A 26,301-nucleotide genomic window follows, 5' to 3' on the forward strand; every position below is an offset into this window, starting at 1 on the left:
TCAGCGCGCCTCCTGCAGGTCGGCGAAGGCTCCGCCCTCGGCGGCCAGGCGCTCGACCAGGGACGCCGGCTTCCAGCGCACGCCGTGGCGCTGCTCGAGGAAACGCAGGCGTTGCAGCAGCTCGGCCGCGCCGAGGCGATCGGCCCAGGCCATGGGACCGCCCTCCGCGGCGGGGAAGCCGTAGCCGTTCAGGTAGACAGTGTCGATGTCGGCGCTACGGGCGGCGATACCCTCGTCGAGGATCTTCGCGCCCTCGTTGACCAGCGCCAGCAGGCAACGCTCGAGGATTTCCTCGTCGACGAAATCGCGCCGCGGGTAGCCCAGCGTCTCGGCAACCCGGAGCACCAGGGCATCCACCTCGGTATCGTGCTCCGCCTGGCGGCTGCCCGGCGCGTAGCGGTAGTAACCGGCACCGCTCTTCTGGCCGAAGCGGCCCAGCTCGCAAAGGCGGTTGTCCACCTGCACGGCCGGCTGGTCCTGGCCGACCCCGGCCAACTCGCGGGCGCGCCACTCCAGGTCGATACCGACCACGTCGTACATGCGGAACGGCCCCATGGCGAAACCGAACGCCTGGAGAGCCCGGTCCACCTGGTACGGCAGGGCGCCTTCCAGCAGCATCAGGCGGGCCTCGGTGGCGTAGGGTTCGAGCATGCGGTTGCCGATGAAGCCGTGGCAGTTGCCGGCCACTACGCTGACCTTGCCCATCCGCTCGCCCAGCGCCAGGGCCGCCTCCAGCACCGCCGGCGCGGTCTGCGCGCCACGCACGATCTCCAGCAGCCGCATGATGTGCGCCGGGCTGAAGAAGTGCAGGCCGAGCACCTGACCCGGACGCGCGGTGACCGCGGCGATGGCGTCGATGTCCAGGTAGGAAGTATTGCTGGCCAGCACCGCGGAGGGCTTCAGCGCCGCGTCCAGCTCGCGGAAGATCGATTGCTTGAGTTCCAGGTTCTCGTAGACCGCCTCGATCACCAGGTCCGCCTCGCGCATCGCGGCGAGGTGCTGGACCGGCGTGATGCGGGCGCGGCGCGCGGCCGCTTCCTCTTCGCCGATGCGCCCCTGGCGCACGTTGTGCGCGTAGGTGTCGGCCACGGCGCCGAGCGCCTGGTTGAGCATCTGCGGGTTGCTGTCCAGCCACTGCACGTCGAGACCGGCGTTGGCCAGGCACATGACGATACCGCGACCCATGGTGCCGGCGCCGATCACCGCGGCCTGGCGGAAGGAAAAGTTCTGGCTCATGGTCTTGTCCTCGTTGTAGCGAGCGCAGGAGGAACGGTGGACGAAACCTGGGGCAGTCCGACCGCACAAAAAGCGACCACTACCTTAGGGGAAGGTCGTACTATTTTTGAAATTTAGTCTTGTGATAGCTGGAATTCAGGCAGTGAATATCCAAACCTTCGACCTCAACCTGCTACGCGTCCTTGACGCCCTGCTGCGCGAACGCAACGTCTCGCGCGCGGCGGAGCGCCTGGCGCTGAGCCAGCCGGCAGTGAGCAATGCACTGAACCGCCTGCGCGAGCTGCTCGACGACCCGCTGCTGGTCCGCGCCGGTCGTGCGATGCAGCCGACGCCCCGGGCGCTGGCGCTGGAAGCGCCGATCCGCGCGGCGCTGCGGCAGATCGAACAGAGCCTGGGCGACGGCGAGGGCTTCGATCCCGGGCGCAGCCGGCAGCGCTTCACCGTAGCGGTGACCGACTACGTCGAACTGATCTGCATGCCCGCCCTGATGCGCCGCCTGAGTGAGCGGGCGCCGGGAATCTCCATCGCCATCCAGCACCTGACCCCGACCTTGCCGGCCGAGGCGCTGGACAAAGGCGAACTGGACCTGGTGCTAGGCCGCTTCGAAAACGTCCCGGCGCGCTTCCAGCGCCGCCATTGGGCCAGCGAGACCCTGCAACTGGTCGCCCGACGTCAGCACCCGCTGCTGGCGCAGGCTCCCGACCTGGCCACCTTCCTGGAGCTGCAGCACCTGTGGGTGCACGGCGGGCAGACCAAGGGAATGGTCGACCAGTGGCTGGGCAGCCAGGGGCTCAAGCGGCAAGTGGCCTACACCACGCCGAACTACCTGCAGGCAGCGCACATCGCCGCGTACAGCGACCTGGTCGGCGTCCTGCCGCGACAACTGGCGCACTACTTCGAACGATTGCTGCCCCTGCAATCGTTCGACCTGCCGTTCGACCTCGGCCCGTTCCACCTGGAACTGGTGTTTCTGGCCCAGCGCGAACGCGACATCGCCCTGCAATGGCTGGTCGAACAGATCCGCCAGGTCGGGGCCGCCGGACCGGACTAGGGGAATCCGGGCAGTCAGAAGCGGTCGCGGATGACCAGTTCTTCCCGCGGCAGCTTGCCACTGCGCGGCCAGGGTTCAACGGCCTTTTTCCCGACCGCCACCATCAGGCCGATCACATGGTTGTCCGGCAGGTTGATCAGCCGGGCCACGGCATCGAAGTCGAAACCATCCATCGGACACGAATCCAGGCCCTGGCCGCGGGCGACCAGCATCAGGGTCTGCGCCAGCAGGCCGCAGCTGCGCATGGCTTCGTCGCGCTGTACCTGGGGCTTGCCGCGGTAGTAGGTGTCGATGGCGCCTGCCATGAACGCCTGTACCGCCTCGGGAGCACCGTCCCAGACCCGCTGCGCGTTGCGCTCCCAACTGTCGAGCTGGGCGCACACCACCACCAGCATCGCCGCGTCGGTGACCTGCGCCTGGTCCCAGGCCACTTCACGCAACTGCGTGCGCAATTGCGGATCGCTGACCTCGACCAGCCGCACGTGTTGCAGGTTGAAGGCGGAAGGCGCATGCAGCGCCAGGTCCAGGAGATGGTCCTTCTCTTCGCGAGTCAGGCTGAAGGATGAGTCGTAGCCCTTGATGGCACGGCGACTACGAACGGCGTCTTCGATATGCATGGGGGAGATCCACTGCGAGGAACAAAGGGGCGCCCACTCTAGGGCATTGGCGAGAAGATAAACCAGCCTTCAATAAATCCGACACAGCCCCACAGCAGCTACTTACAGAATCAGGACTAGGACTATTCCTAGGAAGGAATTTTCTTTAGGAATTGTCCTATATTCCACTCCAATGCCAGCGCCTGGGAGAGGGCCCCTCCCGGACGCACGAACGCAGAAAAATAAGGATGAACTCACGTAGGAGTAAGCTCATGAACAGGATGGGCCAACTGGCTTTGTTCGGTCTTCTTGTAGGAACTTCCAGCAACCTGTTCGCCGCCCCCGGCAGCATCAGCGGCGTCATTCGCTTCACCGGCGCCATTGTCGAGCCACCATGCTCGATGAGCGCTCCCCGCCAAGACGAAAGCAAGGGCAGTTTCCACCTCAGTGGCTGTCCCATGCAGGCGCGCACCGCGGAAGTCAGCATCCGTTCGATGAAGACCGGCGAGGTGCGCCACTTGCAACCCAGCGATACGGTCATCGGTGAACGGGATTTCTCGGCGCGCTATGAGCTGGCCGGAAGCGGTCGCCGCTCCGGCAACTACCTGATCACCGTCACCTACCCCTGACGTTCGCCCATGAAAAAACCGCCCGAAGGCGGTTTTTTCATGGTGCCGAAACGTGCTTACAGCTGCGGGCCGGCGGCCTTGATCGCATCGGAAACCTCGAATTTCTTGAAGTTTTCGATGAACTGCTTGGCCAGGCCCTTCGCCGCCTCGTCGTAGGCAGCCTTGTCGGCCCAGGTGTTGCGCGGGTTGAGCAGATTGGTCTCGACGCCCGGAACGACCTTCGGCACGTCCAGGTTGATGATGTCCAGGTGCTCGGTTTCCGCGCCGATCAGCGCGCCGCTCTGGATCGCCGCGATCACGCCACGGGTGGTCGGGATGTTGAAGCGCTTGCCGACGCCGTAGCCACCGCCGGTCCAGCCGGTGTTGACCAGGTAGACCTTGGAGCCGAAGGCCTTGATACGCTTGATCAGCAGCTCGGCGTAGACACCGGCCGGACGCGGGAAGAAGGGAGCGCCGAAGCAGGTGGAGAAGGTCGACTTGATGCCGCCGCCGGAACCCATCTCGGTGGAGCCGACCAGCGCGGTGTAGCCGGACAGGAAGTGGTAGGCCGCCTGCTCGTTGTTCAGGATCGATACCGGCGGCAGTACGCCGGTCAGGTCGCAGGTCAGGAAGATCACCGCGTTGGGCTCGCCGCCGAGGTTCTTCTCCGAACGCTTCTCGACGTGCTCCAGCGGGTAGGCGGCGCGGCTGTTCTGGGTCAGGCTGTCATCGGCGTAGTTGGGCACGCGCTCTTCGTCGAGAACCACGTTCTCCAGCACGGCGCCGAACTTGATGGCTTTCCAGATGACCGGCTCGTTCTTCTCGGACAGGTCGATGCACTTGGCATAGCAACCGCCTTCGACGTTGAACACCACGCCCTCGCCCCAGCCGTGCTCGTCGTCACCGATCAGGTAACGGCTTTCATCAGCGGACAGGGTGGTCTTGCCGGTGCCGGACAGGCCGAAGAACAGGGTCACATCGCCCGCTTCGCCGATGTTGGCAGCGCAGTGCATCGGCAGCACGTCGCGCTCGGGCAGCAGGAAGTTCTGCACGGAGAACATGGCTTTCTTCATCTCGCCGGCATAGCGCATGCCTGCGATCAGCACTTTCTTCTGGGCGAAATTGAGGATCACGCAACCGTCGGAGTTGGTGCCGTCGCGCTCGGGCACGCATTCGAAGTTGGCGACATTGAGGACCTGCCACTCGTCCTTGCCGGCCGGGTTGTACTGCTCCGGCTCGATGAACAGGCAACGGCCGAACAGATTCTGCCAGGCGGTAGCGGTGGTCATCTTCACCGGCAGGTAGTAAGCCTCGGCGGAACCTACATGAACATGGGAAACGAAATGGTCCTGGGCGTTGTTGAACGCTTCCACGCGGGCCCACAGCGCATCGAACTTGTCGGCCGGGAACGGACGGTTGATGTTGCCCCAGGCGATCGCGTCCTTGGTGCTCGGCTCTTCGACGATGAAACGGTCGACCGGCGAACGGCCGGTGCGATGGCCGGTGCGTACGACCAGCGAGCCGTTGGCGGCCAGTTCGCCCTCACCGCGGCGAATGGCTTCTTCTACCAGTTGGGCGGCGCTGATATCGGTGTACACGGCGTTGTTGGCTTGCGTCATGTGGTTCCCCGTCGGCCAGAGGCCGAGTCCTCCAAACTTCGTAGCGCTTCAAAAAACTCACTACAGGAAAAAAGTGGCGGGATTATGCCAGAAAAGCCCGCTGGATGAAAAATCGTCAGTGGCGGGTCTCGGAAGGCCCCTGGCTGCCAGCGCCAGCGAACAACTGGGCGACGTCGGAGGCGTCGAACAGGTAGCGCTGGTTGCAGAACTGGCAGTCGATGGTGATCGAGCCTTCTTCCTCCTCGAGCAGCCGCTCGCAGTCGGCCTGCCCGAGACTGACCAGGGCGTTGGCCGAACGTTCCCGCGAGCAACTGCAATGGAAGACCAGCGGTTGCGGCTCGAACAGGCGCACGGTTTCCTCGTGGTAGAGGCGGTGCAGGACGGTCTCGTTGTCCAGCGCCAGCAGCTCTTCGGCGGTCAGCGTGTCGGCCAGGGTGGTCAGGTGCTGCCAACTGGCCTCGCGGGCCTCGGGGTCCTTCAGGCGGTCGGCGGGAAGCTGCTGCAGCAGCAGGCCGCGGGCGCGGCGGCCGTTGGCGTTGAGCCAGAAACGGGTCGGCAGCTGTTCCGAGCTGGCGAAGTAGTTGGACAGGCATTCCGCCAGGTTCACCCCCTCCAGGGCGACGATCCCCTGGTAGCGCTGGCCCTTGACCGGGTCCACGGTGAGGGTCAGCACGCCTTCGGGCATCAGTTCCTGCATGCCGGCGTCGGCGCCGATGGACTCCGCCGAATAGCGGGCCAGGCCACGCACCTGGCGGTCGCTGGAACACTCCACCATCAACAGCGGCACCGCGCCGCTGGAGCGCGCCTGCAATACCAGCAGGCCGTCGAACTTGAGCGTGCCGCAGAGCAGCGAGGCCGCCGCGAGCATCTCCCCGAGCAGTTGCGCGACCGGTTCCGGATAGGGATGTTTGGCCAGCACTTCGCTGTAGCTACGCTCGAGATCGACCATCTCGCCGCGCACGTCGGTATCGTCGAAAAGGAAACGCTGGCTCTGATCTGAATGGGACATGCGGGACACAACGCTACGAATGAGGGAATGACAAGTGAGTGACAAAGGCCTATAAAAGCGCGCTTCGTGACAGTCGTACGCCGACCCGGCGCCGATAGGGGGAAACGATTTTATGGATAATGCCTCTCCGTTCCAAGCGGCCTGGCAATGGCGCAAGTTCGCCACCTGTCATCTTCTGGCGCTCCTGCTGCTGATCCTGTGGCTCTGGGGCCCCACCCGCGAGCTGATGAACGGCTTCGACTTCTGGCTCTTCGACAAGCTCAACGGCTCCCTCGCCCTCAACGAAACCTGGCTGAAACTCTGGGGCCTGCTCAGTACCCGACCGTTCGACGCGGTGGTCGGGGTGATCCTGCTCTGCCTGCTGATTCGCGGCGACTGGCTGCTGCCAGCGAACCAGGTACGGCGGCTGACCTTCGGCTTCATCGTGACCCTGCTGATCCTGGTGGTGATCCGCGTGCTCTACGCCAAGATCGCCCACCACCTGCACTGGCAGCACGCCAGCCTGTCGATGCTGATGGACAAGGCCATCCACCTCAGCGACCACTTCCCGGACTGGGAACGCGTGTGGGAAATCAAGGACCGCTCCAAGCGCAGCTTCCCCGGCGACCACGCCTCGGTGCTGCTGGTCTGGGCGCTGTTCATGTCGCTGTTCGCCCGCCGCGCCGGGCAGTTCCTGCTGATCTGGACCCTGGCCGTGCTGTTCATGCTGCCGCGCCTGGTAGCCGGCGCGCACTGGGGCCAGGACGACTACATCGGCGGCCTGCAGATGGCCCTGCTGGCCCTCGCCTGGGGCTGCTACACACCGCTGGCGGCGAAGGCCAGCGGCTGGCTGGTGCAGGTGACCGAACCGCTGTTCCGCCTGCTGGCGAAATTGCCGCTGATCGGCCGCCTCGGCGTGGTCCGCGACTCGGCCTGAGGCCATCCCGGTCTCCCCTGCGGGAGACCGGCGCTTCTCAGTCCTGGCCGCCGCGCAACTGGTGGATCTGCCGCCGCTGCTTCTTGCTCGGCCGCCCCTCGGTCTGTACGCCCAGCGCCCCGGCCTTGCGCATGGCCGCCGCGCGCTCGCGGCTTTCCACGCTGTCCGCGGTTTCCTCGTAGAGAGCCTGGGCCTCCGGCGCGCCACGCCGGACTACGGAAAGCGCGCGAATCGTCACGGTTCGCTCGTCGAAGCCCGTACGAATGGTCAATTCCTCCCCTACCCTGGGTTCCTTGCTCGGCTTGCACCGCTCGCCCCGGCAATGCACCTTGCCGCCCTCTATCGCGGCCTTGGCCAGCGCCCGGGTCTTGAAGAAGCGCGCCGCCCAGAGCCACTTGTCCAGGCGCACCTTGTCGTCGTCTTTCTCGCTCACTGGCATTTCCCGTATTCGTTCCGCCGCTGTCTCGCGACTGTCATCGACAGCCGCTAGGTTCGTCTTCGGCATCCTCGGGCAGCCGTCTGGCGGCCGCCCATAGCCCTGCTAGAATGCCGGCAAAACGCCTGGAATGCCTACCCGTGAAGACATTCGACCAGCTTTCCGTCATCGGTCTGCGCGAGTGGATCGCCTTTCCCGAACTGGGCATGGTCGGGCTGCGCGCGAAGATCGACACCGGCGCCAGCACCTCCAGCCTACATGCCTCGGACATCGTTCCCTTCGAGCGCGACGGCGAGAAGTGGGTGCGCTTCACCGCCCACCTCGGCACGCTGGTACAGCGCCGGCACCGTTGCGAAGCGCCGATGGTCGCGCGCAAGACCATTCGCAGCTCCAACGGCCAGGCCCAGACCCGCTACGTGATCCGCACCACCCTGGCGCTGGGCGATCGCATGTGGCCGGTGGAGTTCACCCTGGCCTGCCGCAAGTCCATGCGCTATCGCGTGCTGCTCGGCTCCAAGGCGCTGATCGCCGGGCAACTGGTGGTCAACCCGGCCCTGGCCTACGTCCAGGATCGTCCCGAGTCGCCGGCCGCCCTGCCCGCGGCGACGGGCATCAACCTGCTCGACGGGAGTCCGGTTTGAGCCATTCGCCGGCAGCACCTGTCCAACCTCCATCCATTCCCGAAACGGCCGGTCCAATGCCTGCCGCGACGACAACCCACAGCCTCGCCGCCGCTGCCCGCCAGCCGGTCCAACCCATCCACAGGTGCTGAATGAAAATCGCCGTGCTGTCGCGCAATCCCCGGCTCTACTCGACCCGTCGCCTGGTGGAGGCCGGGCGGGAGCGCGGCCATGAAATGGTGGTCATCGATACGCTGCGCGCCTACATGAACATCGCCAGCCACAAGCCGCAGATCCACTACCGGGGACAACCGCTGGAGGGCTTCGACGCGGTGATCCCGCGCATCGGCGCCTCGGTGACCTTCTACGGCTGCGCGGTATTGCGCCAGTTCGAGATGATGGGCGTGTTCCCGCTCAACGAGTCGGTCGCCATCGCTCGCTCGCGGGACAAGCTGCGCTCGCTGCAACTGCTCTCGCGCAAGGGCATCGGCCTGCCGGTGACCGGCTTCGCCCACTCCCCGGACGATGTCCCGGACCTGATCGAGATGGTCGGTGGCGCACCGCTGGTGATCAAGCTGCTGGAGGGCACCCAGGGCATCGGCGTGGTCCTCTGCGAAACCGAGAAGGCCGCCGAATCGGTGCTCGAGGCTTTCATGGGGCTCAAGCACAACATCATGGTCCAGGAGTACATAAAGGAAGCCGGCGGCGCCGACATCCGCTGCTTCGTGGTCGGCGACAAGGTGATCGCCTCGATGAAGCGCCAGGCAGCGCCCGGCGAGTTCCGCTCCAACCTGCACCGCGGCGGCAGCGCCAGCCTGATCAAGATCACCCCGGAAGAACGCATGACCGCCATCCGCGCCGCTCGCGTGATGGGCCTGAACGTCGCCGGGGTGGATATCCTGCGCTCCAACCATGGTCCGCTGGTAATGGAGGTGAACTCCTCGCCGGGCCTGGAAGGTATCGAATCCACCACCGGCAAGGACATCGCCGGGATCATCATCCAGTACCTGGAAAAGAACGGCGGCCCCCACCTGGCCAGGACGAAGGGAAAGGGGTGAGCCGGACCAGACAACGCATGCGCTGTCCCAGCGCATCGGACGCACCGCATTACGCTGGCGATCCCGGCCTCGACAGAAGGTCCATGCCACGCTTGAATGAAGCACCGCCGCAACCGATGCCGGAAACCCCGCCGAACCCCGGGCTCTTCCGGCACTCGAATCCTTTCCTGACGCTTCATGGAATCGCCGCATGACCCCTCGTCCCTCCTCCGACCAGACCTGGCAGCCCATCGACGGCCGGGTGGCGCTGATCGCGCCAGCCTCGGCCATCGCCACCGACGTGCTGGAGGCGACCCTGCGGCAACTGGAAGTGCACGGCGTGGACTACCATCTCGGCCGCCACGTCGAAGCCCGCTACCGCTACCTCGCCGGGACGGTCGAGCAGCGCCTGGAAGACCTGCACAACGCCTTCGACATGCCGGACATCTCCGCGGTCTGGTGCCTGCGCGGCGGCTACGGCTGCGGCCAGTTGCTGCCGGGCCTGGACTGGGGGCGCCTGCAGACGGCCTCGCCGCGGCCACTGATCGGTTTCTCCGACATCTCGGTGTTGCTCAGCGCTTTCCACCGCCACGGCCTGCCTGCGATCCACGGCCCGGTGGCCACCGGACTCGGTCTGTCGCCGCTCAGCGCCCCCCGCGAGCAGCAGGAGCGGCTAGCCTCTCTGGCCTCGGTCAGCCGCTTGCTGGCCGGAATCGACCATGAACTCCCGGTGCAGCACCTCGGCGGACACAAGCAACGCGTCGAAGGCGCGCTGATCGGCGGCAACCTCACCGCCCTGGCCTGCATGGCCGGCACCCTCGGCGGCCTGCACGCCCCGGCGGGGTCGATCCTGGTCCTGGAGGACGTCGGCGAACCCTACTACCGCCTGGAGCGCAGCCTCTGGCAATTGCTCGAAAGCATCGACGCGCGCCAGCTCGGCGCGATCTGCCTGGGCTCGTTCACCGATTGCCCGCGCAAGGAAGTCGCCCACAGCCTGGAGCGGATCTTCGGCGAATACGCCGCCGCCATCGAGGTGCCGCTCTACCACCACCTGCCCAGCGGGCATGGTGCGCAGAACCGAGCCTGGCCTTACGGGAAGACCGCGGTGCTCGAGGGAAACCGGTTGCGCTGGTAGGGACGGGGCGCGCCCCTCTCCGTAAGCGCGAGAGGGGTTGGGAAGTGCCGCTGGAACGGCACAAACCCGTCGAGTATCAGGCCGCGCCGCGCGGTAGCAGCAACCCCAGCGGCAGGCAGACCCGCGCTTCCAGGCCGCCGCCATCGCGGTTGCGCAGTTCGACGCTGCCGCCGTGCTGGGCGGCGATGCGCTTGACGATCGCCAGGCCGAGGCCGGTGCCCTTGCCGCCACGCGCCTTGTCGCCGCGGATGAAGGGATTGAAGATGCTGTCCACTTCCGCGGGATCGATGCCCTGGCCGCGATCGAGCACACTCAGCACCACGTAGGGCGCCGCGCTTTCGCCGGCCACGTAGCTGGCCACCTCAACCGAGCCGCCACCGTGGTTCAGGGCATTGTCGATCAGGTTGCCCAGCAGACGCTTCATCGACACCCGCCGCAACGGCATCGCCGGTACCGGCTGCAAGGCCATGCGCACCTGCTCGCGAGTCTGGTTGAACGGTGCCACCACCTCGCGCACCAGGTCGGTCAGGTCGCCCTCCTCCACCGGCTCGTCGCGGCCGTCGCGGATGAAGGCGAGGAACTGGTCGAGGATCGCATCCATGTCCTCGATGTCGCGGACCATGTCCTCGACCATCTCCCGTTCGCTCTCCGGCAGCAACTCCAGCGACAGGCGCAGGCGTGTCAGCGGGGTGCGCAGGTCGTGGGAGACACCGGCCAACATCAATTCGCGTTCGCGCCCGCCCTGCTCGATGTCCTCGGCCATCTGGTTGAAGGCGCGATACACCTCGGCCATTTCGCTTGGCGTCTCCGGCCCCAGCGGCAGGCGCACGCTGCGCCCCTGGCCGAACTGGCGGGCGGCGACCACCAGGCGCTTGAGCGGCTGGCTGAGCTGGCGGACGAAGATCCAGGCGGCGGCGGTGGAGAGCAGGCCGATGCCGAGGAACCAGCCGAGCACGCTCCAGATCCGTTGGCCACGCAAGGGATGCGGATACAGCGGCACCGCCAGCCAGCCTTCGCCGAGGCTCGGTGCGCGCACCCAGAGCTGCGACGGCTGGTGGATACGCAGGCGGGTCTCGGTGTCCGGCCCCAGCTCCATCTGCATCTGCCGCTGGAAGATTTCCGTGTACGGCCAGTGCTGCTCGCCGGGCTGGTCGGCGCTGCTCGGCACCCAGCGCAGGCCGGAAGCCTTGGCGATGGCCGCGCGCGACTCCTCGTCGGCAGCCCAGAACGCGCGGATGGTCAGCGCCGCGCCGTGGCTGTACTGGCGGTCGACGATCACGTCCTCGTTCATCAGCAGGTAGACCAGGGTCAGCGCCTTGGAGAACAGCACGACGATCAGCACCAGCCAGAGGGTGCGGGCGAAGAAGCTTTGCGGGAACCAGAGCGGCGTTTTCATCGATCGGACCGGTTGCGCGCCGGCGGACGGGGCCGACGCCTGTTGCGGGTAAGACGACGCGGCCGGTGCATCGCTGCACCGGCCGCGCGGAGACTCAGGCCTTGCGCGCGTTGCCGTCCGGCACGAACACGTAGCCGACACCCCAGACCGTCTGGATATAGCGCGGCTTGGACGGGTCCGGCTCGATCAGCCGGCGCAGGCGCGAGATCTGCACGTCGATGGAACGCTCCAGGGCATCCCACTCGCGGCCACGGGCGAGGTTCATCAGCTTGTCCCGGGTCAGCGGTTCGCGGGCGTGCTGCACCAGGGCCTTGAGCACGGCGAACTCGCCGGTGGTCAGCATGTGTACCTCGTCGCCCTTCTTCAGTTCGCGGGTGGCGAGGAACAGCTGGTAGTCGCCGAAGGTCACCACCTCGTCGGCACCGGCAGGCGCGCCGGGCACCAGCGGCGCCTGGCGGCGCAGCACGGCCTTGATCCGCGCCAGCAGTTCGCGCGGGTTGAACGGCTTGGCCAGGTAGTCGTCGGCGCCCAGTTCCAGGCCCTGGATGCGGCTGCCCTCGTCGCCCTTGGCGGTGAGCATGATGATCGGCACCTGGTTGTTCTGTTCGCGCAGGCGGCGGCAGGCAGTGAGGCCGTCCTCGCCGGGAAGCATCAGATCGAGCACAACCAGCTGGAACAGTTCGCGGGATAGAAGGCGATCCATCTGCTCGGTGTTCTCCACCGCGCGGACGCGGTAGCCCTGCTCGTCGAGGAAACGTTCGAGCAGGCGGCGCAGGCGGGCGTCGTCGTCGACGACGAGGATCTTTTCACCTTCGGCCAGGGCGGCAGGGTTCGACATAGAAACTCCCAGAATGAGTCAGGCGGGCATTATCGCCCAGGTAGCGGCTGGGCCGGACTGTCCATTGTTAGCAGATTTTTCCCCGACCAGCCGCCCTCCAAGGCGAAACTTGGCAGGTATAATGCGGCGCTTTTGCGGCGGGGCGTTGTCTACACGGCCCGTTTTCGTTCGTTTTACCAGGTGGATCAATGGACAGCATCAACACCCGTATCGCCGAAGAGCTCTCCGCACTGCCCTCCGGCCGCGTTCAACCGCAGCAAGTCGCCGCTGCCGTCGCCCTGCTCGACGAAGGCTCCACCGTTCCCTTCATCGCCCGTTACCGCAAAGAGGTCACCGGCAGCCTCGACGATACCCAGTTGCGCATGCTGGAAGAGCGCCTGCGCTACCTGCGCGAACTGGAAGAACGCCGCGGCGCGATCCTCGCCAGCATCGAGGAACAGGGCAAGCTGACCCCCGAACTGGCCCGCGACATCAAGCTCGCCGACACCAAGACCCGTCTCGAAGACCTCTACCTGCCTTATAAGCAGAAGCGCCGCACCAAGGGCCAGATCGCCCTGGAAGCCGGCCTCGGCGCGCTGGCCGACGCACTGTTCGACGACCCGACCCTGGTCCCGGAAAGCGAGGCCGCGCGTTTCGTCGACGCCGAGAAAGGCTTCGCCGACGTCAAGGCGGTGCTGGAAGGCGCCAAGTACATCCTCATGGAGCGCTTCGCCGAAGACGCCACGCTGCTCGACAAGCTGCGCGTGTTCATGAAGAACGAAGCGACCCTGACCGCCCGCGTGGTCCCCGGCAAGGAACTGGAAGGCGCCAAGTTCAGCGACTACTTCGAACACGACGAGCCGCTGAAAAGCGCCCCGTCGCACCGCGCCCTGGCGATCTTCCGCGGACGCAACGAAGGCGTCCTCAGCGCCTCGCTGAAGGTCGGCGAGGAAGCGCCGGGCACCCTGCACCCAAGCGAAGTCATGATCGCCGAGCGCTTCGGCCTGTCCAACCAGGGCCGCGCCGCCGACAAGTGGCTGGCCGAGGTGGTGCGCTGGACCTGGAAGGTCAAGCTCTATACCCACCTGGAAACCGACCTGTTCGGCGAGCTCCGCGACGGCGCCGAGGACGAGGCGATCAGCGTGTTCGCGCGCAACCTGCACGACCTGCTGCTGGCCGCCCCGGCCGGCCCGCGCGCCACCCTCGGTCTCGACCCGGGCCTGCGCACCGGGGTCAAGGTCGCGGTGGTCGACGCCACCGGCAAGCTGCTGGACACCGCCACCGTCTACCCACATGCGCCGAAGAACCAGTGGGACCAGACCCTCGCCGTGCTCGCCGCGCTGTGCGCCAAGCACCAGGTCGAGCTGATCGCCATCGGCAACGGCACCGCCAGCCGCGAAACCGACAAGCTGGCCGGCGAACTGATCAAGAAATATCCGGGCATGAAGCTGACCAAGATCATGGTCAGCGAGGCCGGCGCATCGGTGTATTCCGCCTCCGAACTGGCGGCGAAGGAGTTCCCCGAGCTGGACGTGTCCCTGCGCGGCGCCGTATCCATCGCCCGTCGCCTGCAGGACCCGCTGGCGGAGCTGGTGAAGATCGAGCCCAAGTCGATCGGCGTCGGCCAGTACCAGCACGACGTGTCCCAGCTGAAGCTGGCGCGTAGCCTGGACGCGGTGGTCGAGGATTGCGTGAACGCCGTCGGCGTCGACGTCAACACCGCCTCCGCCGCCCTGCTGGCACGCATCTCCGGCCTCAACTCGACGCTGGCGCAGAACATCGTCGCGCACCGCGACGCCAACGGCGCGTTCCGCACCCGCGACGAGCTGAAGAAAGTCAGCCGCCTGGGCGAGAAGACCTTCGAGCAAGCCGCCGGCTTCCTCCGCGTGATGAACGGCGACAACCCGCTGGACGCCTCGGCGGTGCACCCGGAAACCTATCCGCTGGTGCAGCGCATCGCCGCCGACACCGAGCGCGACATCCGCTCGCTGATCGGCGACTCGGCGTTCCTCAAGCGCCTCGACCCGAAGAAGTTCACCGACGAGACCTTCGGCCTGCCGACCGTCACCGACATCCTCAAGGAACTCGACAAGCCCGGCCGCGACCCGCGTCCGGAGTTCAAGACCGCAGAGTTCCAGGAAGGCGTCGAGAGCCTCAAGGACCTCAAGCCGGGCATGGTCCTGGAGGGCGTGGTGACCAACGTCACCAACTTCGGCGCATTCGTCGACATCGGCGTCCACCAGGACGGCCTGGTGCACATCTCGGCGCTGTCCGAGAAGTTCGTCAAGGACCCGTACGAAGTGGTCAAGGCCGGCGACATCGTCAAGGTCAAGGTCATGGAAGTGGACATCCCGCGCAACCGTGTCGGCCTGTCCATGCGCATGAGCGACACCCCCGGCGAGAAGGTCGAAGGCCAGCGCGGCGGGCGTCCCGCCGGCAGCGGCCAGCCGCGCCAGGAGCGTGGCGCCCCGCGCGGACAGAGCGCGCCGCCGGCGAACAACGCCATGGCCGCGCTGTTCGCCAACGCCAAGCAACTGAAGAAGAAGTGACGGAGCCGTCCATGAGCGAGATGCCCGCCCGCGAGCAGATGATCAGCGCCTACAGCGAACTGGTCGGCCTGGACCCGGTCAGCCTCGGCGACGGAGTCGCCGAGGTACGCCTGCCGATGGCCGCGCACCTGCGCAACCGCGGCGGGGTCATGCATGGCGGCGCGCTGTTCTCGCTGATGGACGTGACCATGGGGCTGGCCTGCTCCAGTTCCCATGGTTTCGACCGCCAGAGCGTCACCCTGGAATGCAAGATCAACTACATCCGCGCCGTCGCCGACGGCGAGGTGCGCTGCGTCGCCCGCGTCCTCCATGCCGGGCGCCGCAGCCTGGTGGTGGAAGCCGAGGTGCGGCAAGGCGACAAGCTAGTCGCGAAAGGACAAGGCACCTTCGCCCAGTTGTAAACCGGCGCGGCCGCCATGCGGCAGAATGGCGCGCAACGGCGATCCCGATCCGTGCCGGGCGCCCGCCTCGACGGCTCCCGCCGAAGGCGCGGCGACCGGCCCCAGGACGAAGCGAAAACGCATTTACGTCCTCCCTCTTGTAGACCGCTCGGTCCACCCTCATATTGGGGCGACCGATCTGGGACGCGATCACAAGGAATCCCGACTTGAGCGATCTTCTCTCCCGCCGCCTGGCTCTGCTCGGCGCCGCAGCCAACCTGCCCCTGCTGACCGAGTGCCTGCATGGCATCGAGCGCGAATGCCTGCGAGTCGATAGCGACGGCAAGCTGGCGCTCACCCCCCACCCCCGGGCCCTGGGTTCGACCCTGACCCATCCGCAGATCACTACCGACTACTCCGAGGCCTTGCTGGAGTTCATCACGCCCACGGAAACCGACGTCGCCGACACTCTGGGCGATCTCGAGCGCATCCACCGCTTCGCCAGTTCGAAACTGGACGGCGAATACCTGTGGAGCCCATCGATGCCCTGCGAGCTGCCGGACGAGGAGAGCATCCCGATCGCCCGCTACGGCAGCTCGCTGATCGGCCGCCTGAAGTACGTCTACCGCAAGGGCCTGGCGCTGCGCTACGGCAAGACCATGCAGTGCATCGCCGGCATCCACTACAACTTCTCCCTGCCGGAGAGGCTCTGGCCGCTGCTGCGCCAGGCCGAAGGCAGCGAGCTATCGGAACGCGACTACCAGTCCGCCGCCTACATCGCCCTGATTCGCAATTTCCGCCGCTACAGCTGGCTGCTGATGTACCTGTTCGGCGCCTCGCCGGCCCTCGACGCCGGCTTCCTGCGTGGCCGCCCGAGCCAGTTGGAGCGCCTCGACGAACACACGCTCTACCTGCCCTACGCCACCAGCCTGCGGATGAGCGACCTGGGCTACCAGAACAACGCCCAGGCCGGCCTGACGCCCTGCTACAACGACCTGCAGAGCTACATCGACAGCCTGCGCCAGGCGGTCAGCACGCCCTACCCGCCCTACGAGAAGGTCGGCACCAAGCAGGATGGCGAATGGGTGCAACTGAACACCAACATCCTGCAGATCGAGAACGAGTACTACTCGAGCATCCGGCCAAAGCGCGTCACCTACACCGGCGAGCGTCCGGTGCAGGCCCTGGCCGCTCGCGGCGTGCAGTACGTGGAAGTGCGCTGCCTGGACATCAACCCGTTCCTGCCGCTGGGCATCGACCTGGACGAGGCGCGCTTCCTCGACGCCTTCCTGCTGTTCTGCGCGTTCAGCGACAGCCCGCTGCTGAACGGCGAGTGCAGCGACGCCACCGACAACTTCCTCGCCGTGGTCAAGGAAGGCAGGCGGCCGGGCCTGCAATTGCAACGTCGCGGCCAGCCGGTGGAATTGAAGGTCTGGGCCAACGAGCTACTCGAACGAATCGCCGATACCGCGGCGCTGCTCGACCGCGCACGCGGCGGCGAAGCCCACGCGGCGGCGCTGGCAGCGCAGCGGGCTAAGGTGGCCGATGCGGAACTGACGCCTTCGGCGCAGGTGCTGAAGGTCATGCGCGAGCGCGGCGAGAGCTTCGAAGCGTTCTCCCTGCGCCAGAGCCGCGAACACGCGGAGTATTTCCGCCAGCATCCGCTGGCCGCCGAAGAGCAGGCACGCTTCGAGAAGATGGCCAGCGACTCCCTGGCCGAACAGACGGAGCTGGAACGCGACCAGGATGGCGACTTCGATACCTTCGTCGCCGCCTACCAGGCGAGCATCCTCGGCCTGATCAGCAACTGAGCGAAGCCGGCGCGCCCCTGCGCCCAGGGACGCGCCGGCGGATCACAGGCTCTTCTCGAATACCTGCGAATTGCGCTGGAAGTTGTACAGCGAGGCCCGCGCCGCCGGTAGCCGCTCTACGCTGCTGGGCTGGAAGCCGCGCTCGCGGAACCAGTGCGCGGTCCGCGTGGTGAGCACGAACAGGGTCTTCAGGCCGAGTCCGCGCGCGCGCTCCTCGATCCGCTCCAGCAGTTCGTCGCCACGCCCGCCGTGGCGGTACTCCGGGTTGACCGCCAGACAGGCCAGCTCGCCCGCCTCGGAATCGGCGATCGGGTAGAGCGCGGCGCAGGCGATGATCAGCCCTTCGCGCTCGACGATGCTGAACTGTTCGATCTCGCGTTCCAGCACCTCGCGGGAACGGCGTACCAGGATGCCCTGCTCTTCCAGCGGGCGGATCAGCTCGATCAGCCCGCCAACGTCCTCGATGCCCGCCTCGCGCAACTGTTCGAACTGCTCTTGGGCGACCAGGGTGCCGTTGCCGGTGCGGGTGAACAGCTCGCTGAGCAGCGCGCCGTCCTCGGTGTAGCTGACGATATGGCTGCGCTTGACCCCGGCCCGGCAGGCCTGCGCCGCGGCGTCCAGCAGCTCGGCCTGGTAGCTGTTGCCCAGCCGTTGCAGGTGCGCGGGCACCTGCTGCGGGCGCAGTTCGCGGACCAGCTTGCCGGATGCGTCCAGCAGGCCCTGTTCGGCGCCGTAGAGAATCAGCTTTTCCGCTTCCAGGTCGATGGCGGCGCGCATGGCCACGTCTTCGCAGGCCAGGTTGAAGATTTCCCCGGTCGGCGAGTAGCCCAGCGGCGAGAGCAGGACGATGCTGCGCTCGTCGAGAAGGCGGCCAATGCCCTTGCGGTCGATGCGACGGACCTCGCCGGTATGGTGGTAGTCGACACCCTCGACCACGCCGATCGGCCGCGCGGTGACCAGGTTGCCGCCAGCGACCCGCAGGCGCGCGCCCTGCATCGGCGAGGCGGCCATGTCCATCGACAGCCGCGCCTCGATGGCGATGCGCAGACTACCCACGGCGTCGATGACGCATTCCAGGGTCGGCGCATCGGTCACTCGCAGGTCGCGGTGATAGCGCGGAGCCAGGCCGCGCGCGGCCAGGCGCGCCTCGATCTGCGGGCGCGAACCGTGCACCAGCACCAGGCGCGCGCCGAGGCTGTGGAGAAGGACCAGGTCGTGGACGATATTGCCGAAATTGGGATGCTCCACCCCTTCGCCGGGGAGCATGACCACGAAGGTGCGGTCCCGGTGCGAGTTGATGTAGGGCGAAGCGTGACGTAACCAGTTGACGTAGTCGGGCATGGTGGGGAAAGCCTGTCGTTTCGTGAGCGAGAGCAAAGCGTGAGCGGCCGGGACGGCCCGAAGGGCGCCGTTATCGTCGTCGCAGCAACATCGACAGGCTTCTCCTCACTTTCTGGTTAACGAGACGGATGGATCACGCGCGAGTTTAAACCCTCGGCGGCCCCGCAGCGGCGGGATTCGACCATGGTACGGGGCCTGGGGCCGGAACGAACCGTTTTACCACTATTTCTGAAAAAAACTATCCGAAAACCCCGGTTAACTCGCGCAGCGCTTTTTCGCTAGGCTGCCTCGTTCGCCGTGCCGTCCGGCGCGCAACCACGCGAACGAGGAAAATCCATGAGCGAATACTTCCATCACGTCCTGGTCGGCCTGCTCGCCGTGCTCCCGGTAGCCAACCCGCTGACCAGCGTCTCGCTGCTGCTTGGCCTCGGCGGCAGCCTACCGCCGGCGGAGCGCAACCGGCAGATATTCAAGGCCAGCCTCTACGTGGCGCTGATCATGCTGGTCAGCTTCTACGGCGGCAGCCTGGTGATGCAGGTGTTCGGCATCTCCATTCCCGGCCTGCGCATCGCCGGCGGGCTGATCGTCGCCTATATCGGCTTCACCATGCTGTTCCCCGCCACCACGCCGGACGAGACCGAAGTCCAGCACGACCTGCTGTCGGACGAGGAAAAGATCACCCCGCACTTCCGCGACCTGTCCTTCGTTCCGCTGGCCCTGCCGGGTACCGCGGGGCCGGGGACCATCGCCCTGGTGGTCAGCTCGGCGTCGACGCTGCAATCCACCTACGGAAGCATTCCGCTGTTCATCCACCTCGCGGCGATCACCGTCACCCTGCTCACCGCGCTGATCTTCTGGATCGCCCTGCAAAGCTCCGGGCGCATCATGAAGTTCCTCGGCGAATCCGGGATCGACGCCATCTCGCGAGTGGTCGGCTTCCTGCTGGTGGCGATGGGCGTGCAGTTCGTCATCAACGGCGGCTTCGAGCTGGTCGCCGGCCACGCCGCGCTTCAGTCGGCGGCGGGCGTCAGGCAGTAATGCTGGATCAGCCGGCGCAGCACGCCGACCATCGGTTCGATACGCGCCAGTTCCAGGTGCTCGTCGGGCTGGTGGGCACAGGCGATGTCGCCGGCGCCGAGGACCAGGGTCTCGCTGCCCAGGCGCTGGAAGTACGGCGCCTCGGTACCGAACGCCACGGCCTCGGCGCGATGCCCGGTCAGGCGTTCGGCGACGCGTACCAGTTCGCTGTCCTGCGCCTGTTCGAACGGCGGCACGGCAGGGAACAGCGGCTGGTAGTCGATGCTCACCTGGTGCCGTTCGGCCAGCGGCCGCAGGCGCTGGCGGATCGCCTCGCGCAACTGCTCGGGCTGCATGCCGGGTAGCGGGCGCAGGTCGAATTCCAGCGAACACTGGCCGCAGATGCGGTTGGGATTGTCGCCGCCGTGGATGCAACCGAAGTTCAGGGTCGGCTGGGGCACGCTGAACTGCGGGTTGTTCCAGGCCTGCTGCCATTCCCCGCGCAGCGCCATCAGCTCGCCGATGGTCGCGTGCATCGCCTCCAGGGCGCTGCGCCCGAGGTTCGGATCGGACGAATGGCCGCTCTGCCCGAGAATCTCGATGCGCTCCATCATCACCCCCTTGTGCAGGCGGATCGGCCGCAGGTTGGTCGGCTCGCCGATCACCGTGGCGCGCCCCAGCGGCCGCCCGCTTTCGGCGAGGGCACGGGCGCCGGCCATCGAGCTTTCCTCGTCGCAGGTGGCGAGGATCATCAGCGGCTGGCGGAACGGCTGGTCGAGCAGCGGCAGCAAGGCCTCGATGGCCAGCGGGAAGAAGCCCTTCATGTCGCAACTGCCGAGGCCGTACCAGCGGCCGTCGCGCTCGTCCAGGCGCAGCGGATCGCTGCTCCACAGCGCTTCGTCGTAGGGCACGGTATCGGTGTGGCCGGCCAGCACCAGCCCGCCGGGACCGCTGCCGTAGCTGGCCAGCAGGTTGAACTTGCCCGGCGAGACTTCCCGGATCTCGTAGCGGAAGCCTAGATCGCCCAGCCAGGAGGCCAGCAGGTCGACCACCGGGCGGTTGGTCTGGTCCAGCTCGGGCTGGGTGCAACTGACGGAAGACGCGGCGATCAGCGCGCCGAACTGGTCTTTCAGAGACGGCAACGGCATGGGACTCTCCACACGGATCGAGCCCCATCATGGCCTATCGCGGCGGTGGATAAAACCGTCCGTTCCGGTTCCGCCTGCGCCAGCCGACGAAGACCGCGCTCAGGCACCGAACAGCGCGCGCAGGACCAGGAAGAACAGGATCGCCAGCACCGCGCCGGCCGGCAGGGTCACTACCCAGGACAGGAAGATCGAGCCGATCACCCGCAGGTTGAGCGCGCCGATGCCGCGCGCCATGCCGATGCCGAGCACCGCGCCGACCAGGGTATGGGTAGTGGACACCGGCAGGCCGATGGCCGAGGCGCCAACCACCGTGGAGGCGGTCGCCAGCTCGGCGGCGAAGCCGCGGCTGGGGGTCAGCTCGGTGATCTCCCGGCCGATGGTGGCGATCACCCGGTAGCCATAGGTAGCCAGGCCGATGACGATGCCCACCGCGCCCAGCAGCAGTACCCAGGACGGCACCGGCGAACGGCTCACCAGATCCAGGTCGCCGCCGGCCTGGACCACCGCGACGACCGCCGCCACCGGGCCGATGGCGTTGGCCACGTCGTTGGCACCATGGGCGAAAGCCATGGAGCAGGCGGTGAAGATCATCAGCACCGCGAAGACCCGCTCGACGCTGGCGAAGCCGCCACGCGGATCGGCTCCGCCAGTGGGTCGGATACGCAACAGCAGGACGATACCCAGGCCCATCACCAGGCCGCCGGCGAGCAACGCCAGACCCAGCGTCTGGAGGCCGGAAAGCTCCAGGCCGACATGCTTCAGGCCCTTGCCGACGGTCATCAGCGCGACCATGAAGCCCGCCAGGAACATGTACAGCGGCACGTAGCGGCGCGCGCTGCGGAACGGGTCCTCGGCATGCAGTACCAGCCACTGCACGCTCCTGAACAGGGCGAAGGCGAGCAGCCCGGACAGCACCGGCGTCACCACCCAACTGGCGACGATCGGGCCGATCGCGCCCCAGTGCACCGCGTGCACCGAGACACCGACCGAGGCGAAGCCGATGATCGCGCCGACGATGGAGTGGGTGGTCGACACCGGCCAGCCCTTGATCGTCGCCAGCAACAGCCAGACCCCGGCGGCCAGCAAGGCCGAGAGCATGCCGAAGACCAGCAGGTCGGGGGTCATGTACTGCGGATCGACGATGCCGCTCCTGATCGTTTCGGTGACCTCGCCGCCGGCGAAGTAGGCACCGCAGAACTCGAAGACCATCGCCACCAGGATCGCCTGGCGGATGGTCAGCGCCCGTGAGCCCACCGAGGTGCCCATGGCGTTGGCGACGTCGTTGGCGCCGACGCCCCAGGCCATGAAGAAACCGAACAGGCAGGCGAGTACGAGGAAGGCGAAGCCGTGGTCGGCGATCAGGGACATGGGCGGGGATCCGTATGCGGGCAGAAGGCGGAAAGAAACCTGGCGCTCAACGCGCCAGCAATTGCTCCAGGCGGTTGCCGACCCGCTGGGCGCGGTCGGCGACATCGCCGATCCATTCGATGATCTGGTAGAGGAACATCACGTCCACCGGCGGCAGCTCGCTTTCCAGGCGGAACAGCTCGCGGCGCACCTCGACCTGGATGCGGTCGGTGTCGTTCTCGATCGCCTCGAGTTCCTCCACCATGCTCTCCACCAGACTGGTCTCGCGCCCGCCGAAGCCGGTCTCGAGCAGTTCGTTGAGTTCGTTGACTACCCGCAACGCCTGGGCGCTGGCGTCCACCGAGCGCTGCACGTAGGCGAGCATCTGGCCCTGCAGCGGCAGCGGGATGCGCATGCGCCGGCCGAGCATCAGCCCGGCGATGTCCTTGGCGCGATTGGCGACTTTGTCCTGTACACTGAGCAGCTCCAACAGATCGGAGCGCGGCACCGGAAGGAACAGGCTCTTGGGCAGGTGCATCCGGACGTTCTTCTTCAGCCGATCGGCTTCCTGCTCCAGTCGCACCATGTCCTGCTGAACCTGTTCGACCTGCGCCCAGTCCTCGGCGATCACCGCGCGGAAGAACGGCAACAGGCCGGCCGCGCATTCGTGGGCCTTGGCGATGTGCTGCTGCATCGGCCCGATCGGCGAACGGCCGAACAGGCTGATGAACGGATTGGTCGGCATGGAACGCCTCCCTGATGGAAATGCCGAAAAGTATAGGTCACCCACCCCGCGCGCCTTTGATCTGGAACACCTTCACCCGCGGACGCCTGGCGTCCCGAGCCGGACATCGCCCCATGCAGAAAGAAACCGAAATCAAACTCCGCGTCAGCCGCGCCACCCTGGAAGCCTTGCAGGAGCACCCGTTGCTGAAGAAACGCAACAAATCGGGCTGGGAGCGCCGCGAACTGTACAACCAGTACTACGACACCCCCGGCCGCGAGCTGGCCCGGGCCAAGGTCGCGCTGCGCATGCGCCGCGACGGCGAGCAGTACATCCAGACGCTGAAGAGCCGCGGGCAGAGCGTGGCCGGGCTGTCCGAACGCAACGAGTGGGACTGGTACCTGGAAAAGAACAAGCTCGACCTGAAGAAACTCGACGACAAGTGCTGGCCGGCGGCCCTCAAGGACCTCGACAAGAAGCAGCTCAAGCCGATCTTCAGCACCGACTTCGTCCGCCAGCGCGCCGAGATCGCCTGGGGCCGCGGCAAGGCCAGGGTAGTCGTGGAGGCGGCGCTCGACCTGGGCAAGGTGGTCGCCGGCGACAACCAGGAGGAAATCTGCGAACTGGAGCTGGAACTGCGCCAGGGCGATGCCGCCGCGCTGCTCGAGCTGGCCGCGGAACTGGCCGCCGACCTGCCGCTGATGCCCTGCGACATCAGCAAGGCCGAGCGCGGCTACCGCTTGTTCGACCCGAACAGCTACGAGGTCGATCCCCCGGCGCAGAAACTGCTGGCGGAAACCCCGCTGGACGGTGCCTTCGCCGCCATCGCCTGGTACCTGCTCGGCAGCAGCCAGCGACTGGCCGAACAGTATCGCTTCAACGGCCACTGGCGCCTGCTGGAGGACTGGCTGCAACACCTGCAGGACCTGCGTACCCTGCTCGGCAGCCTCGGCCAGGCGGTGCCACGCGCCAGCAGTCGCGAGCTGCGCGAAGCGCTGGACGCTCTCCTCGCCGACTGGGCGCCGCGCATCGAGCGCGGCCGTGACGACGAGACGCTACGCCAGCAGGCGCCGCAACTGTTCCGCGGCGAACTCGACGAGACCCGCTGGGGCCTGTTCTCCCTGAATGCCTCGCGCTGGCTGCTGGCCAAGGCCTGGACCGAGTCGCGCAACGAGCGCGGCAACCGCCAGGGCGCCGCCGCGCTGGGCAAATGGCTGCTGCGCAGCCTTGCCGAAGAAGCCCAGGCCACGCCGCTGGCGCGCGCCCACCAGCATCCCGAGCTGCTTCCCGACCAAGCGCCGCGCCTGCAGCGCATGCTTACCTGGTTGCGCCTGGCGCGCGGCGTGCTCGACCTGCCGGAAGCCGACCGCCTCTACGGCGAACTGGCCAAGTTGCTGGAGCTGCTGCGGCAACCTGTCGATGCCGAGCGCCTGGCTGCCCGCGCCACGCAGGCCCATACTGTGCTGACGCTCAAACCCTGGAAGGCGCTGATGAAATAAGCTTCGCCGCTACCGCCATCATCCGAAGGGAGTCTGCATGTCCGTGTTCGCCACCGCCGCCCAGGACCGCCTGCTGGACCTCGGCGACCTGCTCCGCGAGCTGGTCGCCCAGGGCCGGGTCGGGCAGGAGCAGGCCGAACAGTGCCTGGCGATCCGCCGCAGCGCAGTGCGCAACCAGCAGCATCCGCTGGAGTTCCTCGCCGCGCAGCAGGTCGAGGATCTCAAGCGCCCCGGACGCAAGCTCGACCTGGAGACCCTCACCCAGTGGCTGGCCGAGTACGCCGGCCAGCCCTACCTGCGCATCGACCCGCTGAAGATCGACGTCGCCGCGGTGACTCCGCTGATGTCCTACGCCTTCGCCCAGCGCCATGGCATCCTCGCCGTCGCGCTGAGTCCGGAGGAAGTCACCATCGCCAGCGCCCAGCCCTTCGTACAGGGCTGGGAAAGCAACCTGGTGCATGTGCTCAAGCGACCGATCAAGCGGGTGGTGGCGAACCCGGCGGACATCCAGCGCTACACCGTCGAGTTCTTCCGCCTGGCCCGCTCGGTCAGCGGCGCCACCTCGCCGGACCAGAAGATCAGCGGCGTCGGCAACTTCGAGCAGTTGCTCAACCTCGGCGCCGCCGACCAGGAGCCGGACGCCAACGACGCGCACATCGTCACCATCGTCGACTGGCTGTTCCAGTACGCCTTCCAGCAGCGCGCCAGCGACATCCACATCGAGCCGCGCCGCGAGCAGGGCACCGTGCGCTTCCGTATCGACGGCGTGCTGCACAACGTCTACCAGTTCCCGCCGCAGGTGACCATGGCGGTGGTCAGCCGCCTGAAGTCGCTGGGACGGATGAACGTGGCGGAGAAACGCAAGCCGCAGGACGGCCGGGTCAAGACCAAGACCCCGGACGGCGCCGAGGTGGAGCTGCGCCTGTCGACCCTGCCCACCGCCTTCGGCGAGAAGATGGTGATGCGCATCTTCGACCCCGAGGTGCTGCTCAAGAGCTTCGACCAGCTCGGCTTCTCCGCCGACGACCTGCGCCGCTGGCAGAGCATGACCAGCCAGCCCAACGGCATCATCCTGGTCACCGGCCCCACCGGCTCGGGCAAGACCACCACGCTCTACACCACGCTCAAGCAACTGGCCACCGATGAGGTGAACGTCTGCACCATCGAGGACCCGATCGAGATGATCGAGCCCTCGTTCAACCAGATGCAGGTCCAGCACAACATCGACCTGACCTTCGCCAGCGGCGTACGCGCCCTGCTGCGGCAGGACCCGGACATCATCATGGTCGGCGAGATCCGCGACCTGGAGACCGCCGAGATGGCGATCCAGGCGGCGCTCACCGGGCACCTGGTGCTCTCCACCCTGCACACCAACGACTCGCCCACGGCGATCACCCGCCTGCTCGAACTGGGCGTACCCTACTACCTGATCCGCGCCACGGTGCTAGGGGTCATGGCCCAACGCCTGGTGCGCACGCTCTGCCCGCACTGCAAGGCGCCGATGCAACTGGCGGACAGCGACTGGCACGAACTGACCCGCCCCTGGAGCGCCCCGCCGCCCAGCGGCGCGCACCAGGCCGTGGGTTGCCTGGAGTGCCGCGACACCGGCTATCGCGGGCGCGCCGGCGTCTATGAAATCATGCTGCTCAGCGATAGCCTGAAAGAACTGATCACCGCCGACACCGACCTGGTCGCCCTGCGCCGCCAGGCGTACAAAGAAGGCACCCGCAGCCTGCGCCTGTCCGGCGCGCAGAAGGTCGCCGCGGGTATCAGTACGCTGGAGGAAGTACTGCGGGTGACCCCGCAGAGCGAACAGAAGTAGCGGCACATCCCGTCGGCGGAGTTCCGACGGTTGCACGGCACAACGCCGGACGGGCCTGCCAGGCCCACAGACAAGGATGTAGACGATGACGAGCGCTCCCCCCGCCGTCCCCGCGCCGACGCTCCCCAGCCCCGGCGCACCGCACCTGCGGCGAGCCGCGAGCGGCGTCCCTGGCCCGATGTGGCTC

The 26,301-nt window shown here is 66.9% G+C and carries 23 protein-coding genes; 12 read left to right on the forward strand and 11 right to left on the reverse strand.

All coding sequences use genetic code 11. The features are described from left to right. Entirely contained in the window at positions 1 to 1,236 is a 1,236-nt protein-coding gene (locus HMPREF2581_RS22485; protein ID WP_003141913.1) for a 3-hydroxyacyl-CoA dehydrogenase, read from the reverse strand. Between the two features lie 142 nt (positions 1,237 to 1,378). On the opposite strand from HMPREF2581_RS22485, the gene HMPREF2581_RS22490 reads away from it, so the two are divergent. Continuing rightward, entirely contained in the window at positions 1,379 to 2,287 is a 909-nt protein-coding gene (locus tag HMPREF2581_RS22490; RefSeq protein WP_003096239.1) for a LysR family transcriptional regulator, read from the forward strand. 14 nt (positions 2,288 to 2,301) lie between these two features. Here the strand turns inward: HMPREF2581_RS22490 and HMPREF2581_RS22495 are convergent, their stop codons facing one another. Continuing rightward, positions 2,302 to 2,904 (reverse strand): nitroreductase family protein, encoded by a 603-nt coding sequence (locus HMPREF2581_RS22495; RefSeq protein ID WP_003136000.1) that lies wholly within the window; start codon positions 2,902 to 2,904, stop codon positions 2,302 to 2,304. A 251-nt stretch (positions 2,905 to 3,155) separates the two neighbouring features. Here HMPREF2581_RS22495 and HMPREF2581_RS22500 point away from each other — a divergent pair, with 251 nt between their 5' ends. Further along, positions 3,156 to 3,512 (forward strand): fimbrial protein, encoded by a 357-nt coding sequence (locus HMPREF2581_RS22500; protein WP_003141916.1) that lies wholly within the window; start codon positions 3,156 to 3,158, stop codon positions 3,510 to 3,512. Positions 3,513 to 3,568: 56 nt separating this feature from the next. On the opposite strand, the gene HMPREF2581_RS22505 is transcribed toward HMPREF2581_RS22500, so the two are convergent. After that, positions 3,569 to 5,110, reverse strand: a complete 1,542-nt coding sequence (locus tag HMPREF2581_RS22505; RefSeq protein WP_003141918.1) for a phosphoenolpyruvate carboxykinase — start codon at positions 5,108 to 5,110, stop codon at positions 3,569 to 3,571. 115 nt (positions 5,111 to 5,225) lie between these two features. Continuing rightward, the gene (gene hslO, locus HMPREF2581_RS22510) at positions 5,226 to 6,119 is read right to left on the reverse strand and encodes an Hsp33 family molecular chaperone HslO (protein WP_003109983.1); all 894 of its coding nucleotides are present in this window, start codon (positions 6,117 to 6,119) and stop codon (positions 5,226 to 5,228) included. A gap of 112 nt (positions 6,120 to 6,231) precedes the next feature. On the opposite strand from hslO, the gene HMPREF2581_RS22515 reads away from it, so the two are divergent. Next, positions 6,232 to 7,035: a phosphatase PAP2 family protein gene (locus tag HMPREF2581_RS22515; protein WP_003109984.1), complete on the forward strand. Its 804-nt coding sequence runs from the start codon at positions 6,232 to 6,234 to the stop codon at positions 7,033 to 7,035. Positions 7,036 to 7,072: 37 nt separating this feature from the next. Here HMPREF2581_RS22515 and HMPREF2581_RS22520 read toward each other — a convergent pair whose 3' ends face one another. Next, on the reverse strand, positions 7,073 to 7,468 hold the full coding sequence (locus tag HMPREF2581_RS22520; protein ID WP_003136003.1) for an RNA-binding S4 domain-containing protein: 396 nt from the start codon (positions 7,466 to 7,468) through the stop codon (positions 7,073 to 7,075). 209 nt (positions 7,469 to 7,677) lie between these two features. Between HMPREF2581_RS22520 and HMPREF2581_RS22525 the strand changes: the two genes are divergently transcribed. The 3 genes from HMPREF2581_RS22525 to HMPREF2581_RS22535 all read left to right on the forward strand — a co-directional run bounded on the left by HMPREF2581_RS22525 (position 7,678) and on the right by HMPREF2581_RS22535 (position 10,263). Beyond that, a complete protein-coding gene (locus tag HMPREF2581_RS22525; RefSeq protein WP_003123679.1) occupies positions 7,678 to 8,112 on the forward strand; it encodes a retropepsin-like aspartic endopeptidase RimB in 435 nt (144 codons plus the stop codon). A gap of 131 nt (positions 8,113 to 8,243) precedes the next feature. Next, positions 8,244 to 9,149 (forward strand): 30S ribosomal protein S6--L-glutamate ligase, encoded by a 906-nt coding sequence (gene rimK, locus HMPREF2581_RS22530; RefSeq protein ID WP_003096254.1) that lies wholly within the window; start codon positions 8,244 to 8,246, stop codon positions 9,147 to 9,149. A gap of 190 nt (positions 9,150 to 9,339) precedes the next feature. Continuing rightward, on the forward strand, positions 9,340 to 10,263 hold the full coding sequence (locus HMPREF2581_RS22535; RefSeq protein ID WP_003141921.1) for an LD-carboxypeptidase: 924 nt from the start codon (positions 9,340 to 9,342) through the stop codon (positions 10,261 to 10,263). Positions 10,264 to 10,339: 76 nt separating this feature from the next. On the opposite strand, the gene amgS is transcribed toward HMPREF2581_RS22535, so the two are convergent. Together amgS and amgR are read right to left on the reverse strand one after the other, a co-directional pair. Further along, positions 10,340 to 11,659, reverse strand: a complete 1,320-nt coding sequence (gene amgS, locus HMPREF2581_RS22540) for a two-component system sensor histidine kinase AmgS (RefSeq protein ID WP_003109988.1) — start codon at positions 11,657 to 11,659, stop codon at positions 10,340 to 10,342. 94 nt (positions 11,660 to 11,753) lie between these two features. Further along, complete coding sequence (amgR, locus tag HMPREF2581_RS22545) at positions 11,754 to 12,497, reverse strand: two-component system response regulator AmgR (protein WP_003096259.1); 744 nt, start codon at positions 12,495 to 12,497, stop codon at positions 11,754 to 11,756. A gap of 188 nt (positions 12,498 to 12,685) precedes the next feature. Here amgR and HMPREF2581_RS22550 point away from each other — a divergent pair, with 188 nt between their 5' ends. From HMPREF2581_RS22550 to gshA, 3 genes are all read left to right on the forward strand, one after another. Continuing rightward, on the forward strand, positions 12,686 to 15,025 hold the full coding sequence (locus HMPREF2581_RS22550; protein WP_003141923.1) for a Tex family protein: 2,340 nt from the start codon (positions 12,686 to 12,688) through the stop codon (positions 15,023 to 15,025). Between the two features lie 38 nt (positions 15,026 to 15,063). Further along, complete coding sequence (locus HMPREF2581_RS22555) at positions 15,064 to 15,426, forward strand: PaaI family thioesterase (protein ID WP_042115369.1); 363 nt, start codon at positions 15,064 to 15,066, stop codon at positions 15,424 to 15,426. Between the two features lie 206 nt (positions 15,427 to 15,632). Beyond that, positions 15,633 to 17,216, forward strand: coding sequence for a glutamate--cysteine ligase (gene gshA / locus HMPREF2581_RS22560; RefSeq protein WP_003141926.1), 1,584 nt, complete (start codon positions 15,633 to 15,635; stop codon positions 17,214 to 17,216). Between the two features lie 42 nt (positions 17,217 to 17,258). On the opposite strand, the gene argA is transcribed toward gshA, so the two are convergent. Next, complete coding sequence (argA, locus tag HMPREF2581_RS22565) at positions 17,259 to 18,557, reverse strand: amino-acid N-acetyltransferase (RefSeq protein WP_003096265.1); 1,299 nt, start codon at positions 18,555 to 18,557, stop codon at positions 17,259 to 17,261. 336 nt (positions 18,558 to 18,893) lie between these two features. On the opposite strand from argA, the gene HMPREF2581_RS22570 reads away from it, so the two are divergent. Next, positions 18,894 to 19,595, forward strand: a complete 702-nt coding sequence (locus tag HMPREF2581_RS22570) for a MarC family NAAT transporter (RefSeq protein WP_003096266.1) — start codon at positions 18,894 to 18,896, stop codon at positions 19,593 to 19,595. Here HMPREF2581_RS22570 and argE read toward each other — a convergent pair. From argE to HMPREF2581_RS22585, 3 genes are all read right to left on the reverse strand, one after another. Continuing rightward, the gene (gene argE / locus HMPREF2581_RS22575) at positions 19,568 to 20,722 is read right to left on the reverse strand and encodes an acetylornithine deacetylase (RefSeq protein ID WP_003141928.1); all 1,155 of its coding nucleotides are present in this window, start codon (positions 20,720 to 20,722) and stop codon (positions 19,568 to 19,570) included. The genes HMPREF2581_RS22570 and argE overlap by 28 nt on opposite strands. A 99-nt stretch (positions 20,723 to 20,821) precedes the next feature. Beyond that, a complete protein-coding gene (locus tag HMPREF2581_RS22580) occupies positions 20,822 to 22,090 on the reverse strand; it encodes an inorganic phosphate transporter (protein WP_003100079.1) in 1,269 nt (422 codons plus the stop codon). A gap of 46 nt (positions 22,091 to 22,136) precedes the next feature. Continuing rightward, positions 22,137 to 22,814 carry a TIGR00153 family protein gene (locus HMPREF2581_RS22585; RefSeq protein ID WP_003096272.1) on the reverse strand — a complete coding sequence of 226 codons (678 nt, stop codon included), beginning with the start codon at positions 22,812 to 22,814 and terminating at the stop codon, positions 22,137 to 22,139. Positions 22,815 to 22,927: 113 nt separating this feature from the next. Here HMPREF2581_RS22585 and HMPREF2581_RS22590 point away from each other — a divergent pair, with 113 nt between their 5' ends. Together HMPREF2581_RS22590 and HMPREF2581_RS22595 are read left to right on the forward strand one after the other, a co-directional pair. Beyond that, positions 22,928 to 24,292 carry a CYTH domain-containing protein gene (locus HMPREF2581_RS22590; protein WP_003141930.1) on the forward strand — a complete coding sequence of 455 codons (1,365 nt, stop codon included), beginning with the start codon at positions 22,928 to 22,930 and terminating at the stop codon, positions 24,290 to 24,292. 37 nt (positions 24,293 to 24,329) lie between these two features. After that, positions 24,330 to 26,114 (forward strand): type IV pilus assembly ATPase TfpB, encoded by a 1,785-nt coding sequence (locus tag HMPREF2581_RS22595; RefSeq protein WP_003096276.1) that lies wholly within the window; start codon positions 24,330 to 24,332, stop codon positions 26,112 to 26,114. Positions 26,115 to 26,301: the final 187 nt, after the last annotated feature.

The organism is Pseudomonas sp. HMSC057H01, assembly GCF_001836405.1.
Classification (GTDB): Bacteria; Pseudomonadota; Gammaproteobacteria; order Pseudomonadales; family Pseudomonadaceae; genus Pseudomonas; species Pseudomonas aeruginosa.